Origin of the sequence: Flavobacterium covae (assembly GCF_001534645.1) — a bacterium.
GTDB classification, from domain to species: domain Bacteria; phylum Bacteroidota; class Bacteroidia; order Flavobacteriales; family Flavobacteriaceae; genus Flavobacterium; species Flavobacterium covae.
The window spans coordinates 1,562,366-1,589,166 of record NZ_CP013992.1 but is presented as its reverse complement, the minus strand read 5'-3'; the positions used below and the strand labels follow the sequence as shown (position 1 = coordinate 1,589,166).

17 protein-coding genes, 2 tRNA genes, 3 rRNA genes and 2 pseudogenes are annotated in these 26,801 nt (G+C 34.6%); 15 read left to right on the top strand and 9 right to left on the bottom strand.

Going from position 1 to position 26,801, the window contains the following annotated elements; genetic code table 11:
- Window positions 1-5 precede the first annotated feature (5 nt).
- Both AWN65_RS07070 and AWN65_RS07065 read right to left on the bottom strand, forming a co-directional pair.
- Window positions 6-959: a transketolase family protein gene (locus AWN65_RS07070; RefSeq protein WP_060382519.1), complete on the bottom strand. Its 954-nt coding sequence runs from the start codon at window positions 957-959 to the stop codon at window positions 6-8.
- Between the two features lie 71 nt (window positions 960-1,030).
- A complete protein-coding gene (locus AWN65_RS07065) occupies window positions 1,031-1,876 on the bottom strand; it encodes a transketolase (RefSeq protein ID WP_060382518.1) in 846 nt (281 codons plus the stop codon).
- Between the two features lie 173 nt (window positions 1,877-2,049).
- Here AWN65_RS07065 and tgt point away from each other — a divergent pair, with 173 nt between their 5' ends.
- The 6 genes from tgt (at window position 2,050) to AWN65_RS07035 (ending at window position 9,242) form a co-directional block, all read left to right on the top strand.
- Entirely contained in the window at window positions 2,050-3,180 is a 1,131-nt protein-coding gene (tgt, locus tag AWN65_RS07060; protein ID WP_060382517.1) for a tRNA guanosine(34) transglycosylase Tgt, read from the top strand.
- The gene (locus tag AWN65_RS07055) at window positions 3,180-4,286 is read left to right on the top strand and encodes an LptF/LptG family permease (RefSeq protein WP_060382516.1); all 1,107 of its coding nucleotides are present in this window, start codon (window positions 3,180-3,182) and stop codon (window positions 4,284-4,286) included. Before tgt ends, AWN65_RS07055 begins: the two co-directional genes overlap by 1 nt.
- On the top strand, window positions 4,273-5,160 hold the full coding sequence (locus tag AWN65_RS07050) for a DMT family transporter (protein ID WP_060382515.1): 888 nt from the start codon (window positions 4,273-4,275) through the stop codon (window positions 5,158-5,160). The genes AWN65_RS07055 and AWN65_RS07050 overlap by 14 nt, the downstream gene beginning before the upstream one ends.
- A gap of 112 nt (window positions 5,161-5,272) precedes the next feature.
- On the top strand, window positions 5,273-6,226 hold the full coding sequence (locus AWN65_RS07045) for an acetyl-CoA carboxylase carboxyltransferase subunit alpha (RefSeq protein ID WP_060382514.1): 954 nt from the start codon (window positions 5,273-5,275) through the stop codon (window positions 6,224-6,226).
- 153 nt (window positions 6,227-6,379) lie between these two features.
- Window positions 6,380-7,930: a replicative DNA helicase gene (dnaB, locus tag AWN65_RS07040; RefSeq protein WP_060382513.1), complete on the top strand. Its 1,551-nt coding sequence runs from the start codon at window positions 6,380-6,382 to the stop codon at window positions 7,928-7,930.
- Between the two features lie 49 nt (window positions 7,931-7,979).
- Window positions 7,980-9,242, top strand: coding sequence for a hypothetical protein (locus AWN65_RS07035; protein ID WP_060382512.1), 1,263 nt, complete (start codon window positions 7,980-7,982; stop codon window positions 9,240-9,242).
- Between the two features lie 35 nt (window positions 9,243-9,277).
- Here AWN65_RS07035 and rlmF read toward each other — a convergent pair whose 3' ends face one another.
- The 5 genes from rlmF to thrS all read right to left on the bottom strand — a co-directional run bounded on the left by rlmF (window position 9,278) and on the right by thrS (window position 13,591).
- Entirely contained in the window at window positions 9,278-10,177 is a 900-nt protein-coding gene (gene rlmF / locus AWN65_RS07030; RefSeq protein WP_060382511.1) for a 23S rRNA (adenine(1618)-N(6))-methyltransferase RlmF, read from the bottom strand.
- Between the two features lie 98 nt (window positions 10,178-10,275).
- Window positions 10,276-10,620 carry a 50S ribosomal protein L20 gene (rplT, locus tag AWN65_RS07025; protein WP_060382510.1) on the bottom strand — a complete coding sequence of 115 codons (345 nt, stop codon included), beginning with the start codon at window positions 10,618-10,620 and terminating at the stop codon, window positions 10,276-10,278.
- Window positions 10,621-10,792: 172 nt separating this feature from the next.
- A complete protein-coding gene (rpmI, locus tag AWN65_RS07020) occupies window positions 10,793-10,990 on the bottom strand; it encodes a 50S ribosomal protein L35 (protein WP_014164268.1) in 198 nt (65 codons plus the stop codon).
- A gap of 79 nt (window positions 10,991-11,069) precedes the next feature.
- Window positions 11,070-11,627, bottom strand: a complete 558-nt coding sequence (infC, locus tag AWN65_RS07015) for a translation initiation factor IF-3 (RefSeq protein WP_201025145.1) — start codon at window positions 11,625-11,627, stop codon at window positions 11,070-11,072.
- Window positions 11,628-11,644: 17 nt separating this feature from the next.
- A complete protein-coding gene (gene thrS / locus AWN65_RS07010) occupies window positions 11,645-13,591 on the bottom strand; it encodes a threonine--tRNA ligase (RefSeq protein ID WP_060382509.1) in 1,947 nt (648 codons plus the stop codon).
- Window positions 13,592-14,400: 809 nt separating this feature from the next.
- Here thrS and AWN65_RS07005 point away from each other — a divergent pair.
- From AWN65_RS07005 to AWN65_RS06965, 8 genes and pseudogenes are all read left to right on the top strand, one after another.
- Window positions 14,401-15,916: ribosomal RNA gene (locus AWN65_RS07005) — 16S ribosomal RNA — on the top strand.
- Between the two features lie 73 nt (window positions 15,917-15,989).
- A tRNA-Ile gene (locus AWN65_RS07000) sits at window positions 15,990-16,063 on the top strand.
- A 152-nt stretch (window positions 16,064-16,215) separates the two neighbouring features.
- Window positions 16,216-16,292 (top strand) — tRNA-Ala (locus tag AWN65_RS06995).
- 219 nt (window positions 16,293-16,511) lie between these two features.
- Window positions 16,512-19,388, top strand: a 23S ribosomal RNA gene (locus AWN65_RS06990).
- Window positions 19,389-19,569: 181 nt separating this feature from the next.
- Window positions 19,570-19,678 (top strand): 5S ribosomal RNA (gene rrf, locus AWN65_RS06985).
- The 16S, 23S and 5S rRNA genes sit together here with 2 tRNA genes alongside, the layout of an rRNA operon.
- A gap of 71 nt (window positions 19,679-19,749) precedes the next feature.
- Window positions 19,750-20,191: pseudogene (locus tag AWN65_RS06980) on the top strand (IS5/IS1182 family transposase); the annotation flags it as partial.
- A gap of 465 nt (window positions 20,192-20,656) precedes the next feature.
- Complete coding sequence (gene tssD, locus AWN65_RS06975) at window positions 20,657-21,043, top strand: type VI secretion system tube protein TssD (RefSeq protein WP_060381383.1); 387 nt, start codon at window positions 20,657-20,659, stop codon at window positions 21,041-21,043.
- A 263-nt stretch (window positions 21,044-21,306) separates the two neighbouring features.
- Window positions 21,307-22,468 (top strand): annotated as a pseudogene (locus AWN65_RS06965) (IS3 family transposase).
- A gap of 584 nt (window positions 22,469-23,052) precedes the next feature.
- Here AWN65_RS06965 and AWN65_RS06960 read toward each other — a convergent pair.
- Together AWN65_RS06960 and AWN65_RS06955 are read right to left on the bottom strand one after the other, a co-directional pair.
- A complete protein-coding gene (locus tag AWN65_RS06960; protein WP_060382506.1) occupies window positions 23,053-23,817 on the bottom strand; it encodes a TIGR02757 family protein in 765 nt (254 codons plus the stop codon).
- A 1-nt stretch (window position 23,818) separates the two neighbouring features.
- Window positions 23,819-24,526: an ABC transporter ATP-binding protein gene (locus tag AWN65_RS06955; RefSeq protein ID WP_060382505.1), complete on the bottom strand. Its 708-nt coding sequence runs from the start codon at window positions 24,524-24,526 to the stop codon at window positions 23,819-23,821.
- 317 nt (window positions 24,527-24,843) lie between these two features.
- Here AWN65_RS06955 and AWN65_RS06950 point away from each other — a divergent pair, with 317 nt between their 5' ends.
- Window positions 24,844-26,346 (top strand): oleate hydratase, encoded by a 1,503-nt coding sequence (locus AWN65_RS06950; protein ID WP_060382504.1) that lies wholly within the window; start codon window positions 24,844-24,846, stop codon window positions 26,344-26,346.
- The last annotated feature ends 455 nt before the right edge of the window (window positions 26,347-26,801 follow it).

The window sequence follows — 26,801 nt, the reverse complement described above, 5'->3', positions numbered from 1 at the left end:
AGGATTTATTTTCTTTTTATTACTTTTTCAACAGCATCTACAATAGCAGGAGCATTTAATTTGTATTTTTCCATTAATTGTTCAGGAGTTCCAGATTCACCAAATGAATCTTTAACAGCTACAAACTCTTGTGGAGTAGGAGTATTTAAAGCTAATACTCTAGCAACACTTTCTCCTAATCCTCCTAATATATTGTGTTCTTCAGCTGTTACTACACAGCCTGTTTTAGCTACTGATTTTAAAATAGCTTCCTCATCTAATGGTTTTATGGTGTGTATGTTAATTACTTCGGCAGAAATACCATTGGCTTCTAATGTTTCTGCGGCTTGTAGTGCTTCCCATACTAAATGACCTGTAGCTAAAATTGTAACATCTGTTCCTTCATTAAGATGTAAAGCTTTTCCTATTATAAAAGGCTCGTCAGTAGATGTGAAATTAGGCACTACAGGACGACCAAAACGCAAATAAGCAGGGCCATGATGATCCGCTAAAGCTATAGTAGCCGCTTTAGTTTGATTATAATCACAAGTATTAATTACAGTCATACCGGGTAACATTTTCATCAAACCAATGTCTTCTAAGATTTGATGAGTAGCCCCATCTTCCCCCAATGTCAAACCTGCGTGAGAGGCACAAATTTTAACATTTTTATCTGAATAAGCAATAGATTGACGGATTTGATCGTATACACGACCTGTAGAAAAATTAGCAAAAGTACCCGTAAACGGAATTTTACCGCCAATAGTTAAACCTGCTGCTATTCCGATCATGTTGGCTTCTGCAATACCAATTTGAAAGAAACGTTCAGGATGGTTTTTTTTGAAGTCATCAAATTTTAAAGATCCTATTAAATCCGCACAAAGCGCCACCACATTTTTGTTTTTTTGACCTAATTCAGTCATACCCGCTCCAAAACCAGAACGTGTATCTTTACTTCCTTGATTTGTATATTTTTTCATTTTTTAAAGCTATAAGTTGTAAGCTAATGCAGTAGTTTTATAAAGCACTACTGCTAAAAGTCTAACGCATTTTAATAATCACCTAAAGTTTCTGCATTTTGAGCTAATCCATCAGCTAATTGTTCATCATTAGGAGCTTTACCATGCCAAGCATGAGTGTGCATCATGAAGTCTACACCATTTCCCATGACAGTGTGAAGTAATACACAAATAGGCTTTCCTTTTCCAGTACGATTTTTAGCTTCAGTCATTCCAGCTAAAATAGCTTCAATGTTATTTCCTTCTTTTATTTCAATAACATCCCAGTCAAAAGCTTCAAATTTAGCTTTTAAATTACCTAATGAAAGAACATCATCTGTAGATCCATCAATTTGTTGACCATTATAATCAACAGTGGCAATTAAATTGTCTACTTTTTTAGCAGAAGCATACATAATAGCTTCCCAGTTTTGTCCTTCTTGTAATTCACCATCACCACATAATAAATAGACAAGATGGTTGTCATTATTTAATTTTTTAGCTTGGGCAGCACCTATACCTACTGACAATCCTTGTCCTAATGAACCAGATGCCATGCGTACTCCAGGTAAGCCTTCGTGAGTGGTAGGATGACCTTGTAAACGAGAGTTTAATTTTCTAAAAGTAGCCAATTCAGAAATAGGAAAATAACCGCTTCTAGCTAATACACTGTAAAAAACAGGTGAAATATGACCATTAGATAAAAAGAAAATATCTTCTCCAATACCGTCCATGTTAAATCCTGGTTTACGGTTCATTAGATTTTGGTATAATACAGTTAAGAACTCAGCGCATCCTAATGATCCACCAGGATGTCCTGAATTTACAGCATGTACCATACGAAGAATGTCTCTTCTTACTTGTGTTGTAAAATCATTTAGTTGTTGAATGTCAGACATTTTTTAATAAGTTTTTGTGAATCGGTGTCAAAATTACTTCATATTTTTTCGAAAGACAAATCTTGCTTCAATACTTTTTTAGTTAAAGATTTTAAAAATCTGATAGCGGGAAATCTAAAATCTAAATCCAATAGGTTATCTTTGCACTTTAAAATTTTGGAAGAAAAGTTATTATGAAGTTCGAATTATTATATACAGATCCACAAACACAAGCACGAGCAGGGAAAGTAATTACGGATCATGGCGTTATTGAAACTCCTATTTTTATGCCAGTAGGAACTGTTGCTTCCGTGAAAGGAGTACATCAACGTGAATTAAAAAATGATATTAATCCTGATATTATTTTAGGGAATACCTATCATTTATATTTACGTCCACAAACAAAAATTTTAGAACAAGCAGGAGGATTACATAAATTTATGAATTGGGATCGTAATATTCTTACAGATTCAGGAGGCTATCAAGTATATTCACTTTCTTCTAATCGTAAAATAAAAGAAGAAGGAGTTAAATTTAAATCGCATATAGATGGGTCATATCACTTTTTTTCACCAGAAAGCGTTATGGAAATTCAACGTTCTATTGGGGCTGATATTATTATGGCATTTGATGAATGTACACCTTACCCTTGTGATTATCGTTATGCTAAACGCAGTATGCACATGACACACCGTTGGCTAGATCGTTGTGTAGATCACCTAAAAAAAGTACCCGAAATGTACGGTTATGAACAAACTTTATTTCCGATTGTTCAAGGAAGTACATACAAAGATCTGAGAGCCCAGTCTGCAGAATATATAGCCAATGTTGGCGCACAAGGGAATGCTATCGGAGGATTGTCAGTAGGAGAACCAGCAGAGGAAATGTATGCAATGACAGAAGTAGTTACCGCTATTTTACCTAAAGAAAAACCAAGATATTTAATGGGAGTAGGAACCCCTATAAACATTTTAGAAAATATTGCTTTAGGTATTGATATGTTTGATTGTGTAATGCCAACTCGTAATGCTAGAAACGGTATGTTGTTTACAGCAAATGGAGTTATTAATATTAAAAATAGAAAATGGGCCGACGATTTCTCCCCAATAGATGAAATGGGGCATACATTTGTTGATACAGATTATACAAAAGCTTATTTAAGACATTTATTTGCAGCAGACGAATATCTTGGCAAGCAAATAGCAACTATCCACAATTTAGGCTTTTATATGTGGTTAGTTCGTGAAGCAAGAAAACACATTTTAGCAGGAGATTTCCGCGAATGGAAAGAAAAAATGGTTAAACAAATGGCTCAAAGGTTATAATGTTCTCAAATCTATTTTCAAAATTAACATTAATTGATCGTTACATACTGAAAAGATATTTAGCTACCTTTTCTGCTATGCTTTTATTGTTCATCCCAATAGGAATTACGATTGATATATCTGAAAAAATAAATAAAATATTAGAAAATAAAGTTCCCTTTATTAAGGTTGCATCTTACTATCTAGATTTCGTAATTTACTTTGCAAACCTACTTTTTCCAATATTCTTATTTTTATCAATTATTTGGTTTACATCAAAATTAGCCAATAATACAGAAATTGTAGCCATTTTAAGTTCGGGTATTTCGTTTCAGCGATTTTTAAGACCTTATTTAATAGGTGCTACAATAGTTTGTTTACTAGCCTTAATTATGGGCTTCTTTTTAGTGCCAAAATCAAGTGAAGGATTCAGAAGCTTTCGATACATGTATCTTATTGGAGGAGGACGAGAAGAAATGCGTCAAACAAGTGATGTTTTTAGACAAATTAGTAAAAACGAGTATGTCTATGCAAGTAATTTAAATGTAGAAGGAAAAACAGCCTATACATTTGTATACGAACGATTCGATAAAAATAGATTAGTCGAAAAAATAACAGCCACCTCAATTACCTATAATCCTAAAACAAAAGATTATACACTATCTAATTACACCAAAAGAAAAGTAGGAGAATTAGACGACAAAATAGAATCTGATATAAGCAAAAATTATAAATTTAATTTTGAAATAGAAGACTTGACACCAGTAGTCTATATAGCCGAAACCTTAATGCCTACTGAATTAGATGAATTTATAGAAAAAGAAAAACAAAGAGGTTCTTCCAATATTAATGCTTATTTAGTTGTTAAGTATAAAAAATACAGCGTGCCTGTTTCAGCCTTCGTCCTAACAATAATAGCGGTTGCTGTTTCATCAATGAAACGACGCGGAGGAATGGGAGTAAACCTAGCAATAGGAATAGCGGTTGCCTTTTCCTATATTTTCTTAGATAAAATATTTGGTACAATGGCAGAAAAATCCTCTTTCCCAGCTTTTATTGCCGTTTGGTTACCCAATGTCATATTCGGTATTTTAGCCTATTACTTATTAAAAAATGCTAAAAGATAAAACCTTTACAAGTTATTTACATCTCCATTTAATTGTTTTTGTATGGGGATTTACAGCCGTTTTAGGTGCTTTAATTACTTTAGAAGCACTGCCTTTAGTTTGGTTTAGAATGAGTATAGCATCTGTTTTTATTCTAATCTATGTTTTTTTTGCAAAAATTAGTTTAAAAATTACTTTACAATCATTGATACGATACCTTATAGCAGGATTAGTTATAGCATTACATTGGTATACGTTTTTTCAAGCAATCAAGGTATCTAATATATCCATAACTTTAGCCTGTTTATCTACAGGTGCTTTTTTTACATCCATATTAGAACCTATCTTTTTTAAACGTAAGATAATTCTGTATGAAGTAGTGCTAGGTTTAATGGTAATTGCTGGTCTGTACTTAATTTTTAAAGTAGAAATAAAATACATTCAAGGAATTATATTAGCCTTGACTTCAGCATTTTTATCAGCTTCTTTTTCCATTATTAATGGAAAATTAGCTAAAGATGATTCACCAACCATTATTTCTTTCTATGAATTATTAGGAGGTGTTTTATTTTTTTCTCTTTTTTTACTATTTACCGGAAGTTTTAATTATTCCTTTTTTCAAATATCAACAAATGACTTGCTATGGATGGGGCTTTTAAGCTCTGTATGTACCGCTTACGCATTTATAGCATCGGTACAAGTCATGAAATATTTAAGCCCTTACACAGTAATGCTAACCATAAATTTAGAACCTATATACGGTATAATTTTAGCCTTATGGGTTTTTGGAGATAAAGAAAAGATGAATACCCCGTTTTATTTAGGTGCTTTTATTATACTAATAACAGTAATTTTGAACGGAATTTTTAAAAATAAAACCAAAAAAAAAGAGTAAGTAATTGTTTTTTAGTAGTTTATGTTGCTAAGAGATACTTTAGATCAAATATTTCTTTAAAACTCCATCTAAAATTTTATCTTTGCTCACTCAACTAGAAATATAAAATCTTATGGAATATTTAGATTTTGAATTACCTATTAAAGAGCTTGAAGAGCAAATTGAAAAATGTCAGCTTATAGGAGAAGATACACAAGTAGACGTATCAGCTACATGTGAACAATTAGCAGAAAAGTTAGAAGAGACAAAAAAAAATTTATATGAAAATTTAACAGCATGGCAACGTGTTCAAATGTCTCGCCATCCAAATCGTCCTTACACTTTAGAACACATTGAAAATTTAACGCAAGGTGTATTCTTAGAATTATTTGGAGACCGTGGGGTAAAAGATGATAAAGCCATGGTTGGAGGACTAGGTAAGATAAACGGTCAGTCTTTTATGATTATCGGTCAACAAAAAGGAATTAATACAAAAATGCGTCAATTACGTAATTTTGGTATGGCAAATCCAGAAGGGTACCGTAAAGCATTACGTTTAATGCGTATGGCTGAAAAATTTGATATTCCAGTTTTAACCTTAGTTGACACCCCTGGAGCCTACCCTGGCTTAGAAGCAGAAGAAAGAGGACAAGGTGAAGCTATTGCACGAAATATTTTCGAAATGATTCGTCTAAAAGTCCCTATAATTACAGTAATTATAGGAGAAGGAGCCTCTGGTGGAGCACTAGGAATAGGAGTAGGGAACAAAGTATATATGATGGAAAATACTTGGTATTCCGTAATATCACCTGAATCATGCTCATCTATTTTATGGAGAAGCTGGGAACATAAAGAAAAAGCAGCCGAAGCACTTAAATTGACAGCAAAAGATATGAAAGAACACGGACTAATTGATGAGATTATTCCAGAACCCCTTGGTGGAGCACACCGTGATAAACCAACAGCCTTTAAAAATGTAAAAGAATATGTATTAAAAGCTTTTGGCGAATTAAAAGACTTGTCAGCAGAAGAGTTAATCGCTCAACGAATGGATAAGTATAGTAAAATGGGGCATTATCAAGAATAATATAAGAATTTAAAATATTTAAATCCGAAGCCCATGGTTTCGGATTTTTTTATTCTCATATTAACAAAACAAAATAATTATTAACATTAGTTGTCAACACTTTAAGGATTGTTTTTTCTTCTCTTTTTAGAGATTTCAAACTACCTTTGTACTATGGAAAATTTTAAAAATATCAACCCAGCTAAAGTAGAAAAAACGGCTATAATAAACCTTGAAAAAGGAAAATTGCCACCGCAAGCCATTGATTTAGAAGAGGCTGTTTTAGGAGCCATGATGATAGATAAAAAAGGAGTTGATGAAGTTATTGATATTTTGCAACCCGATGCCTTCTATAAAGATGCACATAAGTATATTTTTGATGCCATCGTTACACTTTTTAACGATTCACAGCCAATTGATTTATTGACCGTTTCAGCCCAACTAAAAAAAATGGGCAAATTAGAAGTAGCAGGAGGGGATTATTATTTGATTCAACTGACTCAAAAAATTTCATCTTCCGCACATATAGAATTTCACTCACGTATTATTCTTCAAAAATATATTCAGAGAAGTTTGATTAAAATTTCTTCCGAAATCATAGAAGAAGCCTATGATGAAACCACCGATGTTTTTGAGTTATTAGATAGCTCAGAAGCCAAATTCTATGAAGTAACACAAGGTAATATCAAACGAAGCTCAGAAACAGCACAAAGCTTAGTAATTCAAGCTAAAAAAAGAATTGAACAAATAGCAGGTAAAGAAGGATTGAGTGGTATACCAACAGGTTTTCACGCATTAGATAAAGTAACTTCAGGTTGGCAACCTTCTGATTTAATTATCATTGCAGCTCGTCCAGGTATGGGAAAAACAGCATTTGTATTATCCATGGCACGAAATATGGCAATCCAATTTAATAGTGGAGTAGCCGTGTTTTCCCTAGAGATGTCCTCAGTTCAGTTAATTACTCGTTTGATTTCCTCCGAAACAGGCCTGTCTTCCGAAAAATTACGCACGGGTAAGTTAGAAAAACACGAATGGGAACAATTATCAGTTAAAGTTAGAGATCTAGAAAAAGCACCTCTTTTTATAGACGACACACCTTCCTTATCAATATTTGATTTAAGAGCTAAAGCACGAAGACTAAAGTCACAATACGATATAAAAATTATAGTTATTGATTACCTTCAGTTAATGACAGCAGGAGGAAATGCAAAAGGAGGAGGAGGAAATCGTGAACAAGAAATTTCAACCATTTCCCGAAATTTAAAAGCATTAGCAAAAGAATTAGATGTACCTGTTATAGCTTTATCCCAGTTATCACGTGCCGTAGAAACGCGTGGGTCCAGTAAACGCCCCCTATTATCCGATCTACGTGAATCAGGAGCAATCGAACAAGATGCTGATATCGTATCATTTATTTATCGTCCCGAATATTATAAAATTGAAGAATGGGATGATGATGAACGTTCTCCAACTCAAGGACAAGGAGAGTTTATTATCGCTAAACACCGTAACGGTAGTTTAGAAAACATACGACTAAAATTCTTAGGACATCTAGGTAAATTTGATAATTTAGACGAATTTGGAAGCGATTTTGATGATCTACCTTCCAAAATGAATTTAGAAGACTCTAATCCATTCATTACGCCTAATTTACCTTCTCCCAATGAAGCATTTGGTAGTACTATGAATAATTTTGATGACGATAGCGATGTCCCTTTTTAATTAAATAATAAAAAATTATTATATTTGATAATAGATACAGATAGGTTCCATGAAAGCTTTTTTGATTTTTATAATTACATTTTTTAATATTTCCATAAAAGCAAATTCTATTTTGCTTCCTATGGATGAAACCGCTCAAAAAAATCATTTAAAAGCCTATGGTATTACTTATTGGGTATTAGACAAAGGATATAAAGGAAGTTGGTTGCTTAATTATAGAGGAGGTTCTTTTCTTTTGCCAGATATTCAAGAAATTAAGAAAGAATGTCAAATAAGAGGTGTCAGTTTTGAAATTATTTCAGATAATGAAACACAACAAATCCTGGCAGATATAGCCTCTCCATCTCAAAATATGGAAGCTGTAACATTAGAAAAAGCACCTAAAATAGCAGTGTACTCACCACCAGGAAAGCAACCTTGGGATGACGCAGTAACAATGGTTTTAACTTATGCAGAAATTCCTTTTAAAGTAGTGTATGATCAAGAGGTACTAAATGATCAGTTGTTATTGTATGATTGGTTACATTTACATCATGAAGATTTTACAGGACAATATGGAAAATTTTATGGATCATACAAAAATATGCCTTGGTATATAGAACAAAAAAAAGATTCTGAAAATTTAGCTACCAAATTAGGTTTCCAAAAAGTCTCCAATGAAAAATTAGCCGTAGCCAAAAAAATACGTGATTTTGTTATTGGAGGAGGATTCATGTTTGCTATGTGCTCCGCAACAGATAGTTTTGATATAGCCCTTTCTGCCGAAGGAATAGATATTTGTGAAACAATGTTCGACGGAGATCCTAGTGAAGCAAATTATCAAAATAAAATAGATTATTCAAAAACTTTTGCTTTTAAAGATTTTCTTTTAGAAAGGAGACCTGAAAAATATGAATTTTCAAATATAGATACAACTGAAAAACACCAATCAATTGTACCTTTCGATAAAGATTATTTCACCCTGTCAGAATATTCAGCAAAATGGGATGTTATACCCAGCATGCTTTGTCAGAATCATACCGCATTAGTAAAAGGATTTATGGGGCAAACTACTGCATTCGATAAAGAATTAATTAAATCAAACGTTTTAGTAATGGGCGAGTGTAAAATAAACGGTGAAGCACGTTACATTCATGCACAAAAAGGAAAAGGGTTCTTTACCTTTTATGGTGGGCATGACCCAGAGGATTATCAGCATAGAGTGGGGGATGAGCCTACAGACTTGAACTTGCATCCTAATTCACCTGGGTTTAGACTAATCTTAAATAATATTTTATTTCCTGCGGCTAAAAAGAAGCACCAGAAAACATAATTCTATATTCAAATTGTTATAAAACAATCGTAATACTACAAAAAATGCCAAGCTAAAATTCTTGTAGTTTTATTGCCTTGTTTCATAGGGATAATTTCAAATTTAGCTTTTAATTTCTTTAAAATAGTTTCAAAATTCTTTAAATTTTCTTTTTTAGAAACTAATGACGTAAACCATTTAACTTGCGATTTAAAATGAACACTTTCGTAAATCATATTGGTGATAAAGGCTTTTTCGCCGCCTTCACACCATAATTCATTATTCTGTCCGCCAAAGTTCAAAACTGGTTTACCTTCAATGGTTTTGCCTAAATTTTTCAATTTACGAGTGGTTCCCTTGGTGGCTTCTTCTCTCGAATTATGAAAAGGCGGGTTGCACAGTACAGCATCGAATTTTTCATTCGGTTGAATGATGTTTCTGAAAATATTACGTCTACTTTCTTGTAAACGAATGTTGATGGCATTGGTCAGCTTGTTTTCTTGAATGATTTTTTCAGCAGTTAGTTTTGCAGGCTTATCTATTTCTGTTCCTACAAAAGTCCAGCCATATATTTTGTTACCTAAAATAGGATAGATACAGTTTGCACCAGTTCCTATATCCAATATTCTAATACCACTTCCAGTTGGTAAAGTACCGTTAATTCCTTTAGCAATAATGTCTGCTAAGTGATGGATATAATCAGCTCGTCCTGGAATAGGAGGGTATAAATTGGTTTTAGGTAATTCGTAATAATCAATTTGGTAAAAATGTTTTAGTAAAGCTTTGTTTAAAGCTCTTACGGCATCTGGATGAGCAAAGTCAATACTTTGATTGCCAAATTTATTGATTCCTACATGTTTTTCTAACTCAGGAGCAACAGCTATTAAAGCATCGAAATCATAGTTCTGATTGTGCTTGTTGCGAGGGTGTAAACTTTTTTTCTGTTGGTTTTCCATTGGATATAGCTAAATAATGAAGGGTGCAGCATTAAAAAAAATCCCGATTCTAAAAAATCGGGATTTTAATAAAGTAAGTTAAATATTGTTAAACGTTATTATTTTACTTTGTTAAGAATAGCTTTGAAAGCTTCAGGATGATTCATTGCTAAGTCAGCTAAAACCTTACGGTTTAACTCGATGTTGTTAGCTTTTACTTTGCCCATGAACTGAGAGTAAGACATTCCTTCTAATCTTGCACCAGCGTTGATACGCATAATCCATAAAGAACGGAAATTTCTCTTTTTAGCTTTACGATCTCTGTAAGCATATAACATTGCTTTTTCAACCGCATTCTTAGCAACTGTCCAAACGTTTTTTCTTCTACCAAAGAAACCTTTGGCTTGCTTCATTATCTTTTTTCTTCTTGCTCTTTTAGCAACTGAATTTACTGATCTTGGCATAATTTTTTAATTTTTTTTGAAGTAAGGCGTTCTGAAATTTATCAGACTCTTAAAAGCCCACCCCAGGGTTATTTTAATTGTTTTAACCGAAATTATCAGAGTAAATAGTTAGTAGTAATTGGTAAATAGCTATAGAAAACTAATCACTTTTTACTTTTTACTAATCACTTAATTAGATAATTCTTAATTGTTCTTTTACACTTTTCACGTCTGACTGATGAACTAAAGCAGAGTGAGTTAACGCTAATTTACGTTTTTTAGACTTTTTAGTCAAAATATGACTTTTAAAAGCGTGTTTTCTTTTAATTTTTCCAGAGCCAGTAACTTTAAAACGTTTCTTAGCACTAGATTTAGTTTTCATTTTAGGCATAATTTCCCAAATTTATTTAATTTAACTTACTTACTATTTTAAATAACTAGTCAAAAGCAATTAAGCTAATGTCTAATTTCTACTTACCCTTTTTTTTAGGGGTAATAAACATAATCATACGTTTACCTTCTAAAACAGGCATAGCCTCCACTTTTCCTACTTCTTCAAGATCCTGAGCTAACCTTAATAATAGGATTTGTCCTTGTTCTTTATAGATAATAGAGCGTCCTTTAAAGAATACAAAAGCTTTTAATTTTGCTCCGTCTTTGAGGAATTTTTCAGCATTCTTCTTCTTAAATTCATAATCATGCTCATCTGTTTGAGGACCAAAACGAATTTCTTTTATAACGATCTGAGTTGATTTCGCTTTTAATTCTTTTTCACGTCTCTTCTGTTCGTATAAGAACTTTTTATAGTCCATTATTTTACAAACAGGAGGTTCAGCGTTTGGAGAAATCTCAACTAAATCAAGTTCTAATTCATCTGCCAGACGCAAAGCTTCTGAAGTCTTTACAACCCCAGGCTCCACATTATCTCCTACTAAACGAATCTCTGGAACACGAATATACTGATTAATTCTGTGTTCATCTTTTTTTTCTACGCGAGGTTGATTACCTCTGTTGTTCCTGATTGCGATAACTTTTAATTTTTTAGTTAAACTTCAAATGTTTTTAAAGATTTGCTTACCTCTTCATTTACTAAAGTAGCAAAATCTTCTATTTTTAAGGTTATATTTCCTTTTCCTTCCTGTCCATGTCTACGTACAGATACCGTTCCGTTTTTCTCTTCTTCTTCACCTACAATCAACATAAACGGGAACTTCTTAACTTCCGCTTCACGAATTTTCTTACCTATAGTCTCGTTTCGGTTGTCAATTAGGGCGCGAATTTCGTGATTTTCTAGCAATTCTGAAACTTTTTTCGCATAATTTTCATATTTCTCACTCAAACTTAGGATAATAGCCTGTTCTGGCATTAGCCAAAGAGGGAAATTTCCTCCTGTATGCTCTAATAAAATTGCAATAAAACGCTCCATAGAGCCAAATGGTGCTCTGTGAATCATTACAGGTCTATGTAATTCGTTGTCAGAACCTTTGTAGGTCAAATCAAAACGCTCCGGTAAGTTGTAATCCACCTGAATAGTTCCTAATTGCCAACTTCTTCCTAACGCATCCTTAACCATAAAATCAAGTTTAGGTCCGTAGAAAGCAGCTTCACCGTATTCAACTACAGTATTTAAACCTTTTTCTTTTGCCGCATTGATAATCGCATTTTCAGCTTTCTCCCAGTTTTCATCTGAACCAATGTATTTTTCTGGTTTTTTAGGGTCTCTTAATGAAATTTGAGCCGTAAAGTTGTCAAATCCTAACGAACCAAATACATATAATACTAGGTCGATTACGTTTTTAAACTCTTGGTCTAATTGGTCTGGAGTACAGAATAAGTGCGCATCATCTTGAGTAAATCCTCTCACACGAGTTAAACCATGTAATTCTCCCGATTGTTCGTAACGATATACAGTACCAAACTCAGCGTAACGTTTTGGTAAATCTTTGTATGACCAAGGTTTTGCGTTGTAAATTTCACAGTGGTGCGGACAGTTCATCGGTTTTAATAAAAACTCTTCACCTTCAGCTGGAGTATGTATTGGTTGAAAACTATCTGCGCCGTATTTTGCATAATGACCAGAAGTTACATATAATTCTTTCTGCCCAATATGTGGAGAAACTACTTGTTCGTAACCAGCTTTCTTTTGAGCTTTCTTTAAAAATTGCTCTAAACGGTCACGTAAGGCAGCTCCTTTTGGTAACCATAACGGTAAACCTTGACCTACACGTTGTGAAAAATGGAATAATTCCAATTCTTTTCCTAGTTTTCTGTGGTCACGACGCTTAGCTTCTTCTAATAAAGCTAAATAATCAGTTAAGTCTTTTTGTTTAGGGAACGAAATACCATAAACACGAGTTAACTGTTTATTTTTTTCATCGCCTCTCCAGTAAGCACCAGCTACCGAAAGAATTTTCATAGCTTTAATAATCCCAGTATTCGGAATATGTCCACCACGACATAAATCGGTAAAAGTAGAGTGGTCACAAAAAGTGATAGTGCCATCTTCAAGATTTTCAATCAATTCAGTTTTGAACTCATTGTCTTTATATAATGCTAAAGCTTCAGCTTTAGTAACACTGCGCATTTTAAATTCGTGCTTCTCTCTTGAGATTTCTAAGACACGATCCTCAATTTTCTTGAAATCAGCGTCAGTAATTTTATGTTCACCAAAATCAACATCATAATAGAATCCCTTCTCTATGGCAGGACCAATAGTTAATTTGATACCCGAGTAAAGCTCCTCCAAAGCCTGAGCCATCACGTGTGAAGTCGAATGCCAAAAAGCTTTTTTCCCTTCCACGTTATCCCAAGTAAATAAAGTTAAGTTACCGTCGGTAGTCAATTCGGTAACCGTCTCAACGGTCGTCCCGTTAAAGCTTGCCGAAATAACATTGCGCGCCAAACCTTCACTAATCGATTTAGCCACGTCCATAGGAGTCACGCCACTTGCGTACTCTCTAATCGAACCGTCTGGTAAAGTAATCTTAATCATATTAAAAATTTAAGAACGCAAATATATAAGTTTAAAAAAACACATACAATATATATAGGTAGAATTTAAAAAATTACTTGAAAATAGAATTTATCAAATAAATCAGATAATAATAATAAGTAAATCACTTATACGTAATACTAGATTAAAGATTTATTTGATTAAATATTTATGAGTGTGCCCCTTCGGGTCGGGCTGTCCGTTCTATCTTTTGCTGAAAGAACCATACCTATAAAAAAGAGCCATACAAATCAGCAAAAGGATGACACTTCCATCCCTCACGCATCCTTAGCCTCAAATAAAAAAAAGAAACAAAAAATATCCTAGAAACAAACAAGAAAAAACAAAACAGCCAAATAACTACAATTAAACCTAATACCAAACACGCCCCAAAATAACAAATAAAAAACCCAAAACAATCCAAAACAAATAAAAAACAAAGTTAAATATTTGAAAAACAGCAACTAAAAAACAAAAAACAAAAAAAGCAAAAAAAGACTAGGAAAAAACAAAAAAAGAACGTACCTTTGCATCCGCAACAGCGAAGTTCTTTAACAAAACCTTAAGATAAATTTTAGAAGCTTACTTCAAAAAAAGTTTTCAAAAAAAATCTTGCGAATTTAAAAAGAAGTTTTACCTTTGCAGCCGCTAAGACAATAAGTCAAAAGCGAAAAACAAAAGAAACAAGTTCATAGACATATTGGATTGACAGCACGTTTTAATAGCAATATTAAAACAAAAAAAATAAGAGAGTAAGAAAACTAGCATTCTTTGTCAAAAATATTTAGCTCAAAAGCTATAAAAAACATACGATGAAGAGTTTGATCCTGGCTCAGGATGAACGCTAGCGGCAGGCTTAACACATGCAAGTCGAGGGGTAGAAGGAGCTTGCTCCTTTGAGACCGGCGCACGGGTGCGTAACGCGTATGCAATCTACCTTGTACAGGGGGATAGCCCAGAGAAATTTGGATTAATACCCCATAGTATTATTAAATGGCATCATTTAATTATTAAAGTTCCAACGGTACAAGATGAGCATGCGTCCCATTAGCTAGTTGGTGTGGTAACGGCACACCAAGGCAACGATGGGTAGGGGTCCTGAGAGGGAGATCCCCCACACTGGTACTGAGACACGGACCAGACTCCTACGGGAGGCAGCAGTGAGGAATATTGGTCAATGGACGCAAGTCTGAACCAGCCATGCCGCGTGCAGGATGACGGTCCTATGGATTGTAAACTGCTTTTGTACAGGAAGAAACACTCCCTTGCGAGGGAGCTTGACGGTACTGTAAGAATAAGGATCGGCTAACTCCGTGCCAGCAGCCGCGGTAATACGGAGGATCCAAGCGTTATCCGGAATCATTGGGTTTAAAGGGTCCGTAGGCGGTTTTATAAGTCAGTGGTGAAATCTGGTCGCTCAACGATCAAACGGCCATTGATACTGTAAGACTTGAATTACTTGGAAGTAACTAGAATATGTAGTGTAGCGGTGAAATGCTTAGAGATTACATGGAATACCAATTGCGAAGGCAGGTTACTACGAGTATATTGACGCTGATGGACGAAAGCGTGGGGAGCGAACAGGATTAGATACCCTGGTAGTCCACGCCGTAAACGATGGATACTAGCTGTTTGGAGCAATCTGAGTGGCTAAGCGAAAGTGATAAGTATCCCACCTGGGGAGTACGCTCGCAAGAGTGAAACTCAAAGGAATTGACGGGGGCCCGCACAAGCGGAGGAGCATGTGGTTTAATTCGATGATACGCGAGGAACCTTACCAAGGCTTAAATGGGAAACGACAGATTTGGAAACAGATCTTTCTTCGGACGTTTTTCAAGGTGCTGCATGGTTGTCGTCAGCTCGTGCCGTGAGGTGTCAGGTTAAGTCCTATAACGAGCGCAACCCCTGTTGCTAGTTGCCAGCGAGTCAAGTCGGGAACTCTAGCAAGACTGCCGGTGCAAACCGTGAGGAAGGTGGGGATGACGTCAAATCATCACGGCCCTTACGCCTTGGGCTACACACGTGCTACAATGGACGGTACAGAGAGCAGCCACTACGCAAGTAGGCGCGAATCTACAAAACCGTTCTCAGTTCGGATCGGAGTCTGCAACTCGACTCCGTGAAGCTGGATTCGCTAGTAATCGCAGATCAGCCATGCTGCGGTGAATACGTTCCCGGGCCTTGTACACACCGCCCGTCAAGCCATGGAAGCTGGGGGTACCTGAAGTCGGTGACCGCAAGGAGCTGCCTAGGGTAAAACTGGTAACTAGGGCTAAGTCGTAACAAGGTAGCCGTACCGGAAGGTGCGGCTGGAACACCTCCTTTCTAGAGACAAAAAAAAGAAAATAGACCCTTACTCTCGCTGTTAATTCAAAAAAAAAAAAGACTTAAAATACAGAGTCTCGTAGCTCAGCTGGTTAGAGTACTACACTGATAATGTAGGGGTCGGCAGTTCGAGTCTGCCCGGGACTACAAACAAATTTGAAAATTGATTAATTTGAAAATTTAAAAAAATTAAGTTTAAAAGGAAATTCTAGAAGCGAATTTTGAATTATAAATTTTAAATCATGAATTTGAAAAATAATTCAAAATATATAAATCAACATTCAAAATAGAAAAAGAATGGGGGATTAGCTCAGCTGGCTAGAGCGCCTGCCTTGCACGCAGGAGGTCATCGGTTCGACTCCGATATTCTCCACCAAATTGATTTGAAAATGAATTGATTTGAAAATTTGAAAATGAATAACATCTTCAAATTAACGAATCATCAAATCTTCAAATTGAATAAAGTTCATTGACATATTGAGATAAACATACAAACAAGTAGAAAGAACACTTTAGTAATTAGTACAGAGTGAATAGTAATTAGTCTTAGGGCTAGTCACTAATTACTAAGAACTAATCACTAAAAAAAAGAAAACAATAAGCAAAATAAGGGCGTATGGGGGATGCCTAGGCTCTCAGAGGCGAAGAAGGACGTGATAAGCTGCGAAAAGCTACGGGGATTGGCACACACGAATAGATCCGTAGATATCCCAATGGGGCAACCCAATGCATTGAAGATGCATTATCCAATAGGAGGCAAACCCGCTGAACTGAAACATCTAAGTAGGCGGAGGAGAAGAAAACAAAAGTGATTCCGTAAGTAGTGGCGAGCGAACGCGGAATAGCCCAAACCGTTGTTGTTACGGCAATAACGGGGTTGTAGGACCACAATATTTCTTATAAACAGAATTAGAATAACCTGGAAAGGTTAACCAAAGAAGGTGAAAGTCCCGTATAAGCAAAGAATATAAAGAATAGTGGTATCCTGAGTAGGGCGGGGCACGAGAAACCCTGTCTGAATCTGGCGGGACCATCCGCTAAGGCTAAATACTCCTGAGAGACCGATAGTGAACCAGTACCGTGAGGGAAAGGTGAAAAGAACCGTGAATAACGGAGTGAAAAAGAACCTGAAACCATACGCCTACAAGCGGTCGGAGCAGCATAAGCTGTGACGGCGTGCCTTTTGCATAATGAGCCTACGAGTTACCGTTACTGGCAAGGTTAAGTGATTAAGTCACGGATCCGTAGCGAAAGCGAGTCTGAATAGGGCGCTATAGTCAGTAGTGGTAGACGCGAAACCGTGTGATCTACCCATGGGCAGGATGAAGCTGTGGTAACACACAGTGGAGGTCCGAACCGGTTGACGTTGAAAAGTCTTCGGATGACCTGTGGGTAGGGGTGAAAGGCCAATCAAACTCGGAAATAGCTCGTACTCCCCGAAATGCATTTAGGTGCAGCGCTGTGGTAGAGTTATATAGAGGTAGAGCTACTGATTGGATGCGGGGGCTTCACCGCCTACCAATTCCTGACAAACTCCGAATGCTATATAATATACACAGCAGTGAGGGCTTGGGTGCTAAGGTCCAAGTCCGAGAGGGAAAGAACCCAGACCATCAGCTAAGGTCCCCAAATGTATGCTAAGTTGAACAAACGCGGTTTGATTGCATCGACAGCTAGGATGTTGGCTTGGAAGCAGCCATTCATTTAAAGAGTGCGTAACAGCTCACTAGTCGAGCGATCGAGCATGGATAATAATCGGGCATAAGCATACTACCGAAGCTATGGATTTGTACACTGTACAAGTGGTAGGGGAGCATTCTAACATCGCCGAAGGTGTCTTGTGAGAGATGCTGGAGAAGTTAGAAAAGAAAATGTAGGCATAAGTAACGATAAGGGGTGCGAGAAACACCCCCGCCGCAAAACTAAGGTTTCCGCAGCTATGCTAATCAGCTGCGGGTTAGTCGGGTCCTAAGGCGAATCCGAAAGGAACAGTCGATGGCCAACGGGTTAATATTCCCGTACTACTTATAATTGTGATGGAGCGACGCAGTGGTGAAAGTACCGCGAACTGACGGAATAGTTCGTTAAAGCACCTAACTATAGGCCCAGTAGGCAAATCCGCTGGGACTGGTGAAATGCGATAGTACTCGGAGTCTTCGGACAAAGGGATAGAGTACCTAAAGGCTGCCAAGAAAACCTTCTAAACATAGATTATAAGTACCCGTACCGTAAACCGACACAGGTAGTTGAGGAGAGTATCCTAAGGCGCTCGAGAGATTCATGGCTAAGGAATTAGGCAAAATAGACCTGTAACTTCGGGAGAAAGGTCGCCAGCGCAAGCTGGCCGCAGTGAAAAGGTCCAGGCGACTGTTTATCAAAAACACAGGGCTCTGCAAAATCGTAAGATGACGTATAGGGCCTGACACCTGCCCGGTGCTGGAAGGTTAAGAGGAGATGTTATGAGCAATCAGAAGCATTGAATTGAAGCCCCAGTAAACGGCGGCCGTAACTATAACGGTCCTAAGGTAGCGAAATTCCTTGTCGGGTAAGTTCCGACCTGCACGAATGGTGTAACGATCTGGACACTGTCTCAGCCATGAGCTCGGTGAAATTGTAGTATCGGTGAAGATGCCGATTACCCGCAGTGGGACGAAAAGACCCTGTGCACCTTTACTATAGCTTAGTATTGGTCTTGGATAAGTGATGTGTAGGATAGGTGGGAGACTATGAAATGGCGTCGCCAGGCGTTGTGGAGTCATTGTTGAAATACCACCCTTTGCTTATCTGAGATCTAACCCGCCCCTGGCGGGGACATTGCTTGGTGGGTAGTTTGACTGGGGTGGTCGCCTCCAAAAGAATAACGGAGGCTTCTAAAGGTTCCCTCAGCACGCTTGGTAACCGTGCGTAGAGTGCAATGGCATAAGGGAGCTTGACTGAGAGACATACAGGTCGATCAGGTACGAAAGTAGAGCATAGTGATCCGGTGGTTCCGCATGGAAGGGCCATCGCTCAAAGGATAAAAGGTACGCCGGGGATAACAGGCTGATCTCCCCCAAGAGCTCATATCGACGGGGGGGTTTGGCACCTCGATGTCGGCTCGTCACATCCTGGGGCTGGAGAAGGTCCCAAGGGTTGGGCTGTTCGCCCATTAAAGTGGCACGCGAGCTGGGTTCAGAACGTCGTGAGACAGTTCGGTCTCTATCTACTGTGGGCGTTAGAAATTTGAGTGGATCTGACTCTAGTACGAGAGGACCGAGTTGGACCAACCGCTGGTGTATCTGTTGTTCCGCCAGGAGCACCGCAGAGTAGCTACGTTGGGAAGGGATAAGCGCTGAAAGCATATAAGCGCGAAACCCACCACAAGATGAGATTTCTTTTAAGGGTCGTGGAAGATCACCACGTTGATAGGCTATAGATGTAAAGGCAGTAATGTCACAGTCAAGTAGTACTAATAACCCGTAAGCTTATTGGTGCCCCACCCAACCTCCCCAAAGGGGAGGAGCAAGGGTGGGGCGTAAAATTCTTTCCAAATTGAATATTTATCTCAATATGTTAAAATATTGGCAAGCAAAGCTTGCAGTGAAAAGTAATAAGTAACCAGTGACTAGATTTAAGCTAATCACTTCTCACTAATCACTCATCACTAAAAACCTTAAGGTGGTTATTGCGGCGGGGCTCACCTCTTCCCATTTCGAACAGAGAAGTTAAGCCCGCCAGCGTCGATGGTACTGCATACTGTGGGAGAGTAGATCGCCGCCTTTCTTTAGAAACCCTTCATCCGAAACGATGAAGGGTTTTTTGTTTTATACGAGTTTGTGCTATCACCGAAATCAGAAAAAGGAGATGGACCAGAATTGCCTAAACTTTTAGAAATAAGTCAAGAAAACCGAATTGATGTTGATACCATCATTGGTGATGCGGCTTATTCTGGAAAAGAAAACCTTAAGATTACAAGTGAACAAAATATTAAAGTAATAGCTCGTTTAAATCCATCTATAACACAAGGATTTAGAAAAAAAGAAGATAAATTTGATTACAACAAAGATGCCGATAGATTTGTTTGTCCAGCAGGATATTTGGCAATACGAAAAGCCCGTGGTGGAACCAAAGATGTTGGGACAAATCAAGTAGATAAAGATAGAAGCCAAAAATAGTGAGTTGAAAAACATACACGGTTACCACAGAGCAATATCGTACGGTATTACCAATATGCAAATGCAAGGTGCAATGGCAATTTTTACAGTCAACTTAAAAAGAATACTCAAATTAATGTAAAAAAGATAACCTACACATACATTTTGCAAAATGACCCTACTTAAGGCAAAAAACACTGACTCATATAACCTAAAATAAAAAACAGTTACATCTTTAAAATCCTTTTATAAGCGTTTTTTATATCTCTAGAAAACCAAATTGATCAAAATAAACAAGGTTTTTCAGTGACCTCAATTAATGCAAATCCTTTTTTAAAACAATAAAAAATAAAATACTGCTTACTTTTTAATTTTTTATAACAAAAACTTTTTTATAAAACAAATTCACTATATTTGACTTAATCATATTTCCATAAATGGTTATTATTATTAAAAACAAAATATGTTATGAAAGCACAAAAACCAAACGATCCTACTCAAATTGGTTATTACCTAACAAAACCCACCCCAAATCATTTTTTAACCTACTCTATACCTTTATAGGTATATCCTTATGTATTTCTTAATTTTTTAAATATTTATAATTATGTCATTTAAAGCAAAATTAGCAGTAGCAGGAAAAGAGTACACAGTATTAAATGTAAACTACGGTTTATTTCAAGAAACAGACGCAACGGGTAGACCTTCTACTGTAACTAGAGGAGGAAAAATTGAATTAACAATTGAAGGTACTGCAGACACTTCATTCTTCGAGTGGATGACCAACTCATTTGAAAGAAAAGACGGAAGTGTAAAATTCTTTAAAAGAGACAGCGAAGCAGTTCTAAAAGAATTAAAATTTTCAGAAGCTTACGTAGTAAAATTCAGAGAAAACTTTGATTCAACAGGCGTAAATCCATTAACAGAAACCTTTACCATTTCAGCTAAAAAAATTGAACTAGGTTCAGGAGCTTACGAAAACGAATGGGTATAATCCCTTCAAAAAGGCGTTCCCTAAAAGCAACTTTTTAACCCCCAGTTCTTTGTTACTTTCCATAAGGAAATGACATTGGCTAGATCAATCATTGTATTACCCCCTAGGTTTTACGCCGGTCAACCCTAGTCTAAAAAGAACTCCATTAAATGATAGTTGCGATCTTTTGGGATCGCCTTTTTTCTTTTTTCTTTCAAATAAACAATGGAATGTCTATCTTTGATGGTACGAAAAAAGTAAGCCCGAAATATTAACTTTGTATTATGGGAAAAGTGTATGAAAATGAATTTAAAGTAATGATAGTAGAATTACTTAATTCAGGTAGAACAGTCAAAGAAGTAAGTGAAGAATACGGTCTCAATGACAGTATGTTACGTAGATGGAGGCGAGAATTTGAAGCAAAAGCAGGTGATTTTACCAAGAAAAAAGAATTTTCAGCTGAAGAGTTAGAATTAAAGGCCTTACGAAAAGAACTAAAAGAGATTACTTTAGAACGAGATATTTTAAAAAAGGCGGTGAGCATCTTCTCCAAGAACGACAGATGAAATATGAATTCATTTATAAACATGAATCCAATTATCCTGTTGAGAAGATGTGTAAATATCTAAAAATCAGTAAAAACTCCTATTACAAATGGTTAACTACTAAAGATAAAATTCGTCAAAAAGCCTCTTTAATAGTATTAAAAGAAAGAATTCAATACCATTTTCAGCAAAGTAAAAGCGTGTACGGAAGCTATAGAATTAAGAAAGCATTAGAACGAGAAAATATCTATTATTCAAGAGCTTATATTGCTGTTTGGATGCAAAAAATGGGCTTAAAGAGTGTTTTAAGAAGGAAATATGTAATCACAACAAACTCTAATCATTCTTATCCAATCGCTGAAAATAAACTTAATAGAGAATTTACCAGTTATCAATTAGGAGAAAAATGGGTTTCGGATATTACCTACGTTCGAGTAAACGACAATTGGAATTATCTCACTACAATAATGGATTTAGCTGATAGAAAGATAGTTGGATGGCAATTGAGTGAGGATATGACAGTGGAAAATACCATTTATAAAACCTGGATAAAAGCAAGAGAAAACAGAAATATTAGCGACAATTTTATTTTTCATTCTGATAGAGGTGTACAATACGCTTCAAAAAGATGACGTGTATCTTTTCTTTCAACAGGAAAATAACACAAAGTATGAGTAGAAAAGGAAATTGTTGGGACAATGCAGTGGCGGAAAGTTTCTTTAAAACCATTAAAAATGAATGCCTTAATAGATATTCTTTTTCCTCTATTTTATCTTTATATCGCTGTATAGATGAATATATCAACTGGTACAATACGGAAAGGCTACATTCTAGTTTAGGGTATAAAACACCTCTCGAAATGGAAATATATTTAAGAAATTTAAACCAAAATGTGGCTTAAGATTTTCGTACCAAATTTTGTTGCTATTCCAAAAAACTACTATAAAAATTATAATTTTGATAAGTATTATGATAGATAGTCCTCTACTTTTACAAATTTTACACATAAATGGACACAAATAAGCAAGCAATCTTACGAACTCTCTTATTACTTTTGGAAAAAATTATATAAAAAAGAAAAGCTTTAGAACTAAAGTTTTTAATATAAATTTCTATGGATATATCAAATTTTAAAAATAGTATTACCTGCCTATTTATCTTAAAAAAGTGAGATACTTTGGATTTTCTTTGGCATTCACACAGCCAATACTTTAGAAATAAGGCGAAGAATTTATCAGCAACAGCAAACTTTAGTAGCATAAAAAATGAAAATTAGCCTCCTGTTGCGAACTAAAAACCAATTTTTAAAGACTTGAATCCATCAAAAAACAAAATGCCCCAAGATTGTAAATCAAAATGGGTCATTTTTTTATTTTTTCACAAAAGTGTGGTTACTTCTGAATGTGCCTATTTAAACTTTAATTTTTTTAAATGTTATATTCTTAATTTAAATGATTGAAAATATAAAATTTGTAATTCATCGTTTTAAAAATTTTCAAAAATTCCTAGTCCAAATAAAGCAAAATCATATTTTACAGGATCTTTTGGATCTAGTAATCGTAGGCTATTATCTAATTCATTTAGGGCTTTAGCATCGTTTTGTTTACGACTTAAGAGACCTAATTTTCTAGCTACATTGCCTGAATGAACGTCTAACGGACAAGATAAAGCAGAGGAAGAAATTTGATTCCATATCCCCAAGTCAACACCTGAGGAATCTTGTCTACACATCCATCGTAAAAACATATTAATTCGCTTAGCAGCGGAATTATTTAAAGGATCTGATACATGTTTTTGGGATCTAGTAGTATCTGAAATTTCAAAAAAAACTTTTTTAAATTCACTAATTGCTTTTTGAGTGGAGTTATGGTCTGTATGTTTTGTAAAAACAGTTTCTAAACCTCCATGATGTAAATAAATATGTTGAAGGTTTTTTATAAACGCTATAAAATCTTGTCCATTAAAAGTTCTATGTACAAACGAACCCAGTTTATCCAATTGACTTGAATTATGATTCATAACAAAATCATAAGGAGAATCACCTAGCAAATTCATCATTCTTTGGGCATTTTTTATAATCATTTTTCTATTACCCCAAGCTATAGTTGCACTTAAGAAAGCAGCAATTTCAATATCTTCTTTGATACTGAATAAATGAGGAATTTGTATAGGGTCGCTGTCTATAAAATTAAGACGATTATATAAATCTACTTTTTCATCTAAAAAACTTTTTAATTCTGTTAAAACCATTTTAATCAAGGATTACTTCTATACTATGAATATCTTTTATGTTACCATCTACAATGGTTATCTTTCTATCCGCCATATCTGCTAAGTCCTCATTATGGGTAACAATTACAAAGGTTTGATTTAACTCATCACGTAGTTTAAAAAATAATCGATGTAGGTTTTCTGCAGTTGTAGTGTCTAAATTACCAGAAGGTTCATCTGCAAAAATTACTTTAGGCTTGTTTATCATAGCTCTAGCAACGGCAACCCGCTGTTGTTCTCCTCCTGACAATTCCATAGGTTTATGATTCATTCGATGCTCTAACCCTAAATAAGCTAGTAATTTTTTAGCCTCTTCTTCGACTTCTTTTTTATGTCTTTTGGCAATATAACCTGGTATACAGACATTCTCTAAAGCAGTAAATTCGGGTAATAGTTGATGGAATTGAAAAATAAAACCAAGATTTAAATTCCTGAATTTAGATAATTCTTTATCATTCATTTTTAATACATCTTGACCATTAATTTTTAAAGAAGAACTAAGGGTTATACCTTTTCTGTTTTTTAAACTAGGTTGATCTAAAGTGCCTAAAATTTGTAATAAAGTAGTTTTTCCTGCTCCAGAAGCACCTACAATAGAGACAACTTCTCCTTTTTTGATTTCAAGATTTACTCTTTTTAAAACTTTTAGTTGTCCAAAGTATTTATGAATATTAGTGGCTTTAATCATTACTAAGTATTTTCACAAATAAACAAAGAATTTTATTGAACTTCAAATAAAGTTTTATTAAGCTTAATACAGTATCCTATTTTGAATGAATTTTAAGAAGAATAATTTTGAAATTATTGAATCTATTTTAAAGAGGTTTTATTATGAACTTAATAAAGCATTAAGGCATATTATTACTACTTGGTTTTTTTAAACAATAAGTTGTTTTTATTTTATTTTGTTTTTTTTATATGTAATTTGTGATATTGTTTTGTTTTTTAGTGTTTATTGTGAAAAAAAATTTTTAATTTTGTATGCTTGCATAATAAATTAAACAAATGAAGAAAATTGTAATTTTTGGTTCTGGTATTACAGGACTTAAACTAGCTCACGAATTAGTTAAAACAGGAAATATAGTTACTGTTTATGAAAAAAAAGATCAACCTGGAGGAAAATGTATGGGGACTTTTGAAGATGGTTTACCAACGGAGCTTACGCATAGACAAATGTTTGCCTCTAATATGAATTTTATTAATACATTAAATGAAATAGAGTATAACGGTAGTAATTTGTTAAAAAATATTGAACCTTTAAATAATGTGCAATTTTATTGGGCAAATGAAAATAAGTTCATGGATTTTAAACGAAACTTTTTTAATTTTTTTGAACTATTGATAGATAATTTAAAATCAGCAAATTCTTTGTTTTTTTCAGGAGTACCTTTAAAAGATATTTATTGGTTTCGATCTAAATTGTTAGTAAATAAAGCAGATAAAAACACATTAAATATGCCTTTATCTGAATATTTAGAATTTGAAAAAAGACCTAAATTGGCAAATTTCATTCTTAAAATAATATCTACTTGGATAGGGGGTAATGGAAATACTAAGACAGGAGATTTTTTATTACTTTTTAATTATAAGAACTTATCAAAAGAAAAAGTCTATACTGAAACTAATACAACAAGTATTACTCTTAATGGTCCTATATCTGATTCTTTAATACAACCTTGGTATGATTTTTTAAAACAAAAAGGAGTAACTTTTTATTTTAACGAAGGTGTAAAAAAATTAAATATTAACGATGGAAAAGTTTTAAGTGCAATTTCTGAAAAGGATAACATTATTGAGGCAGATGCTTTTATTTTAGCCATACCTCCTAAACAAGTTATAAGTATGTTGCCTAAAATTTCTGATAGACTGTCTGTTAGTTATATTAAAAGTCATGGTTTTCAATTTCATTTTAAAGAAATTCCAGATTTATTCATCAATAAAACAATTGGAATTATAGCTGATTCAGCTTGGGGATTAAGTTATAAACTGTATCATAGTAAAAAATATGCACATAAAGAGTTTTCTAATAATGTTAAATTAACTGTTTCTATTACGGCTACAAAAACAGAAAAAGAAAAAGGCCTTTTGCATAACAAACCTCTAATAGAATGTACTTTAAAAGAAGTAGAAGAAGAAATCTTATTCCAATTAGGAATTAAGGAAAATATGTATAAAGATATTATGTATGGAAATTTAAATATTGGTGTTGGAGCAAAATACCTTGAATATACTGATTTTAACTTAGAAAGATATAAAAATTGGCATCATGGCCCTATAATTAATGAAAACAACACTAAATATTTTTGGGCTTTTGAAAATGAATTAATAAATCCAGATTATAACAATAGAGTAGGGATAAATTCAGCTAGTTATGATAATGTTTTTATATCAGGAGAATGGATTAATGATGATAATCAAGTATGGACAGTTCCTTCAACAATTGAAAGATGTATGGAAAATGCAGCTATTTGTTCTAAAGTAGTACAAGATTATTTAGTAGAAGCTTAGAATTTTTTAATGATTTATTAGGTGTAGTTATTCATTCCGTTTGTTTTTAAATATTTTGAAAACAAAATAGTATCATTTTAGTTTAATCCATATTATAAATTAGATTTATTCCAGATATATATGGCTTTGAATCTGAAAAAGATTAAATTTTTGTCCTCCATGTAGAAAAACTACATCTGCGGAAAAAAATTCAATATATTTTGTCTTCTTTGCTCTTTTGATCTGCATCACAAAGTCTAACATTTAATTTGGGATAGAAAATTTAAAATGAAATACTATAAAAAAATAATATTAAAATAATTACACCTAATAAATTATTTTTCTCTCTCTATTTTATGAAATTCCTGAAAAATTAAAAAAATAACGATTAGTCTTGCTCTAATCTATATGTAATTTGTATGATATTAAATCTAAAGTTTTCTTATTGTTAGAGTTATAAGCCAAATGTTGATTCT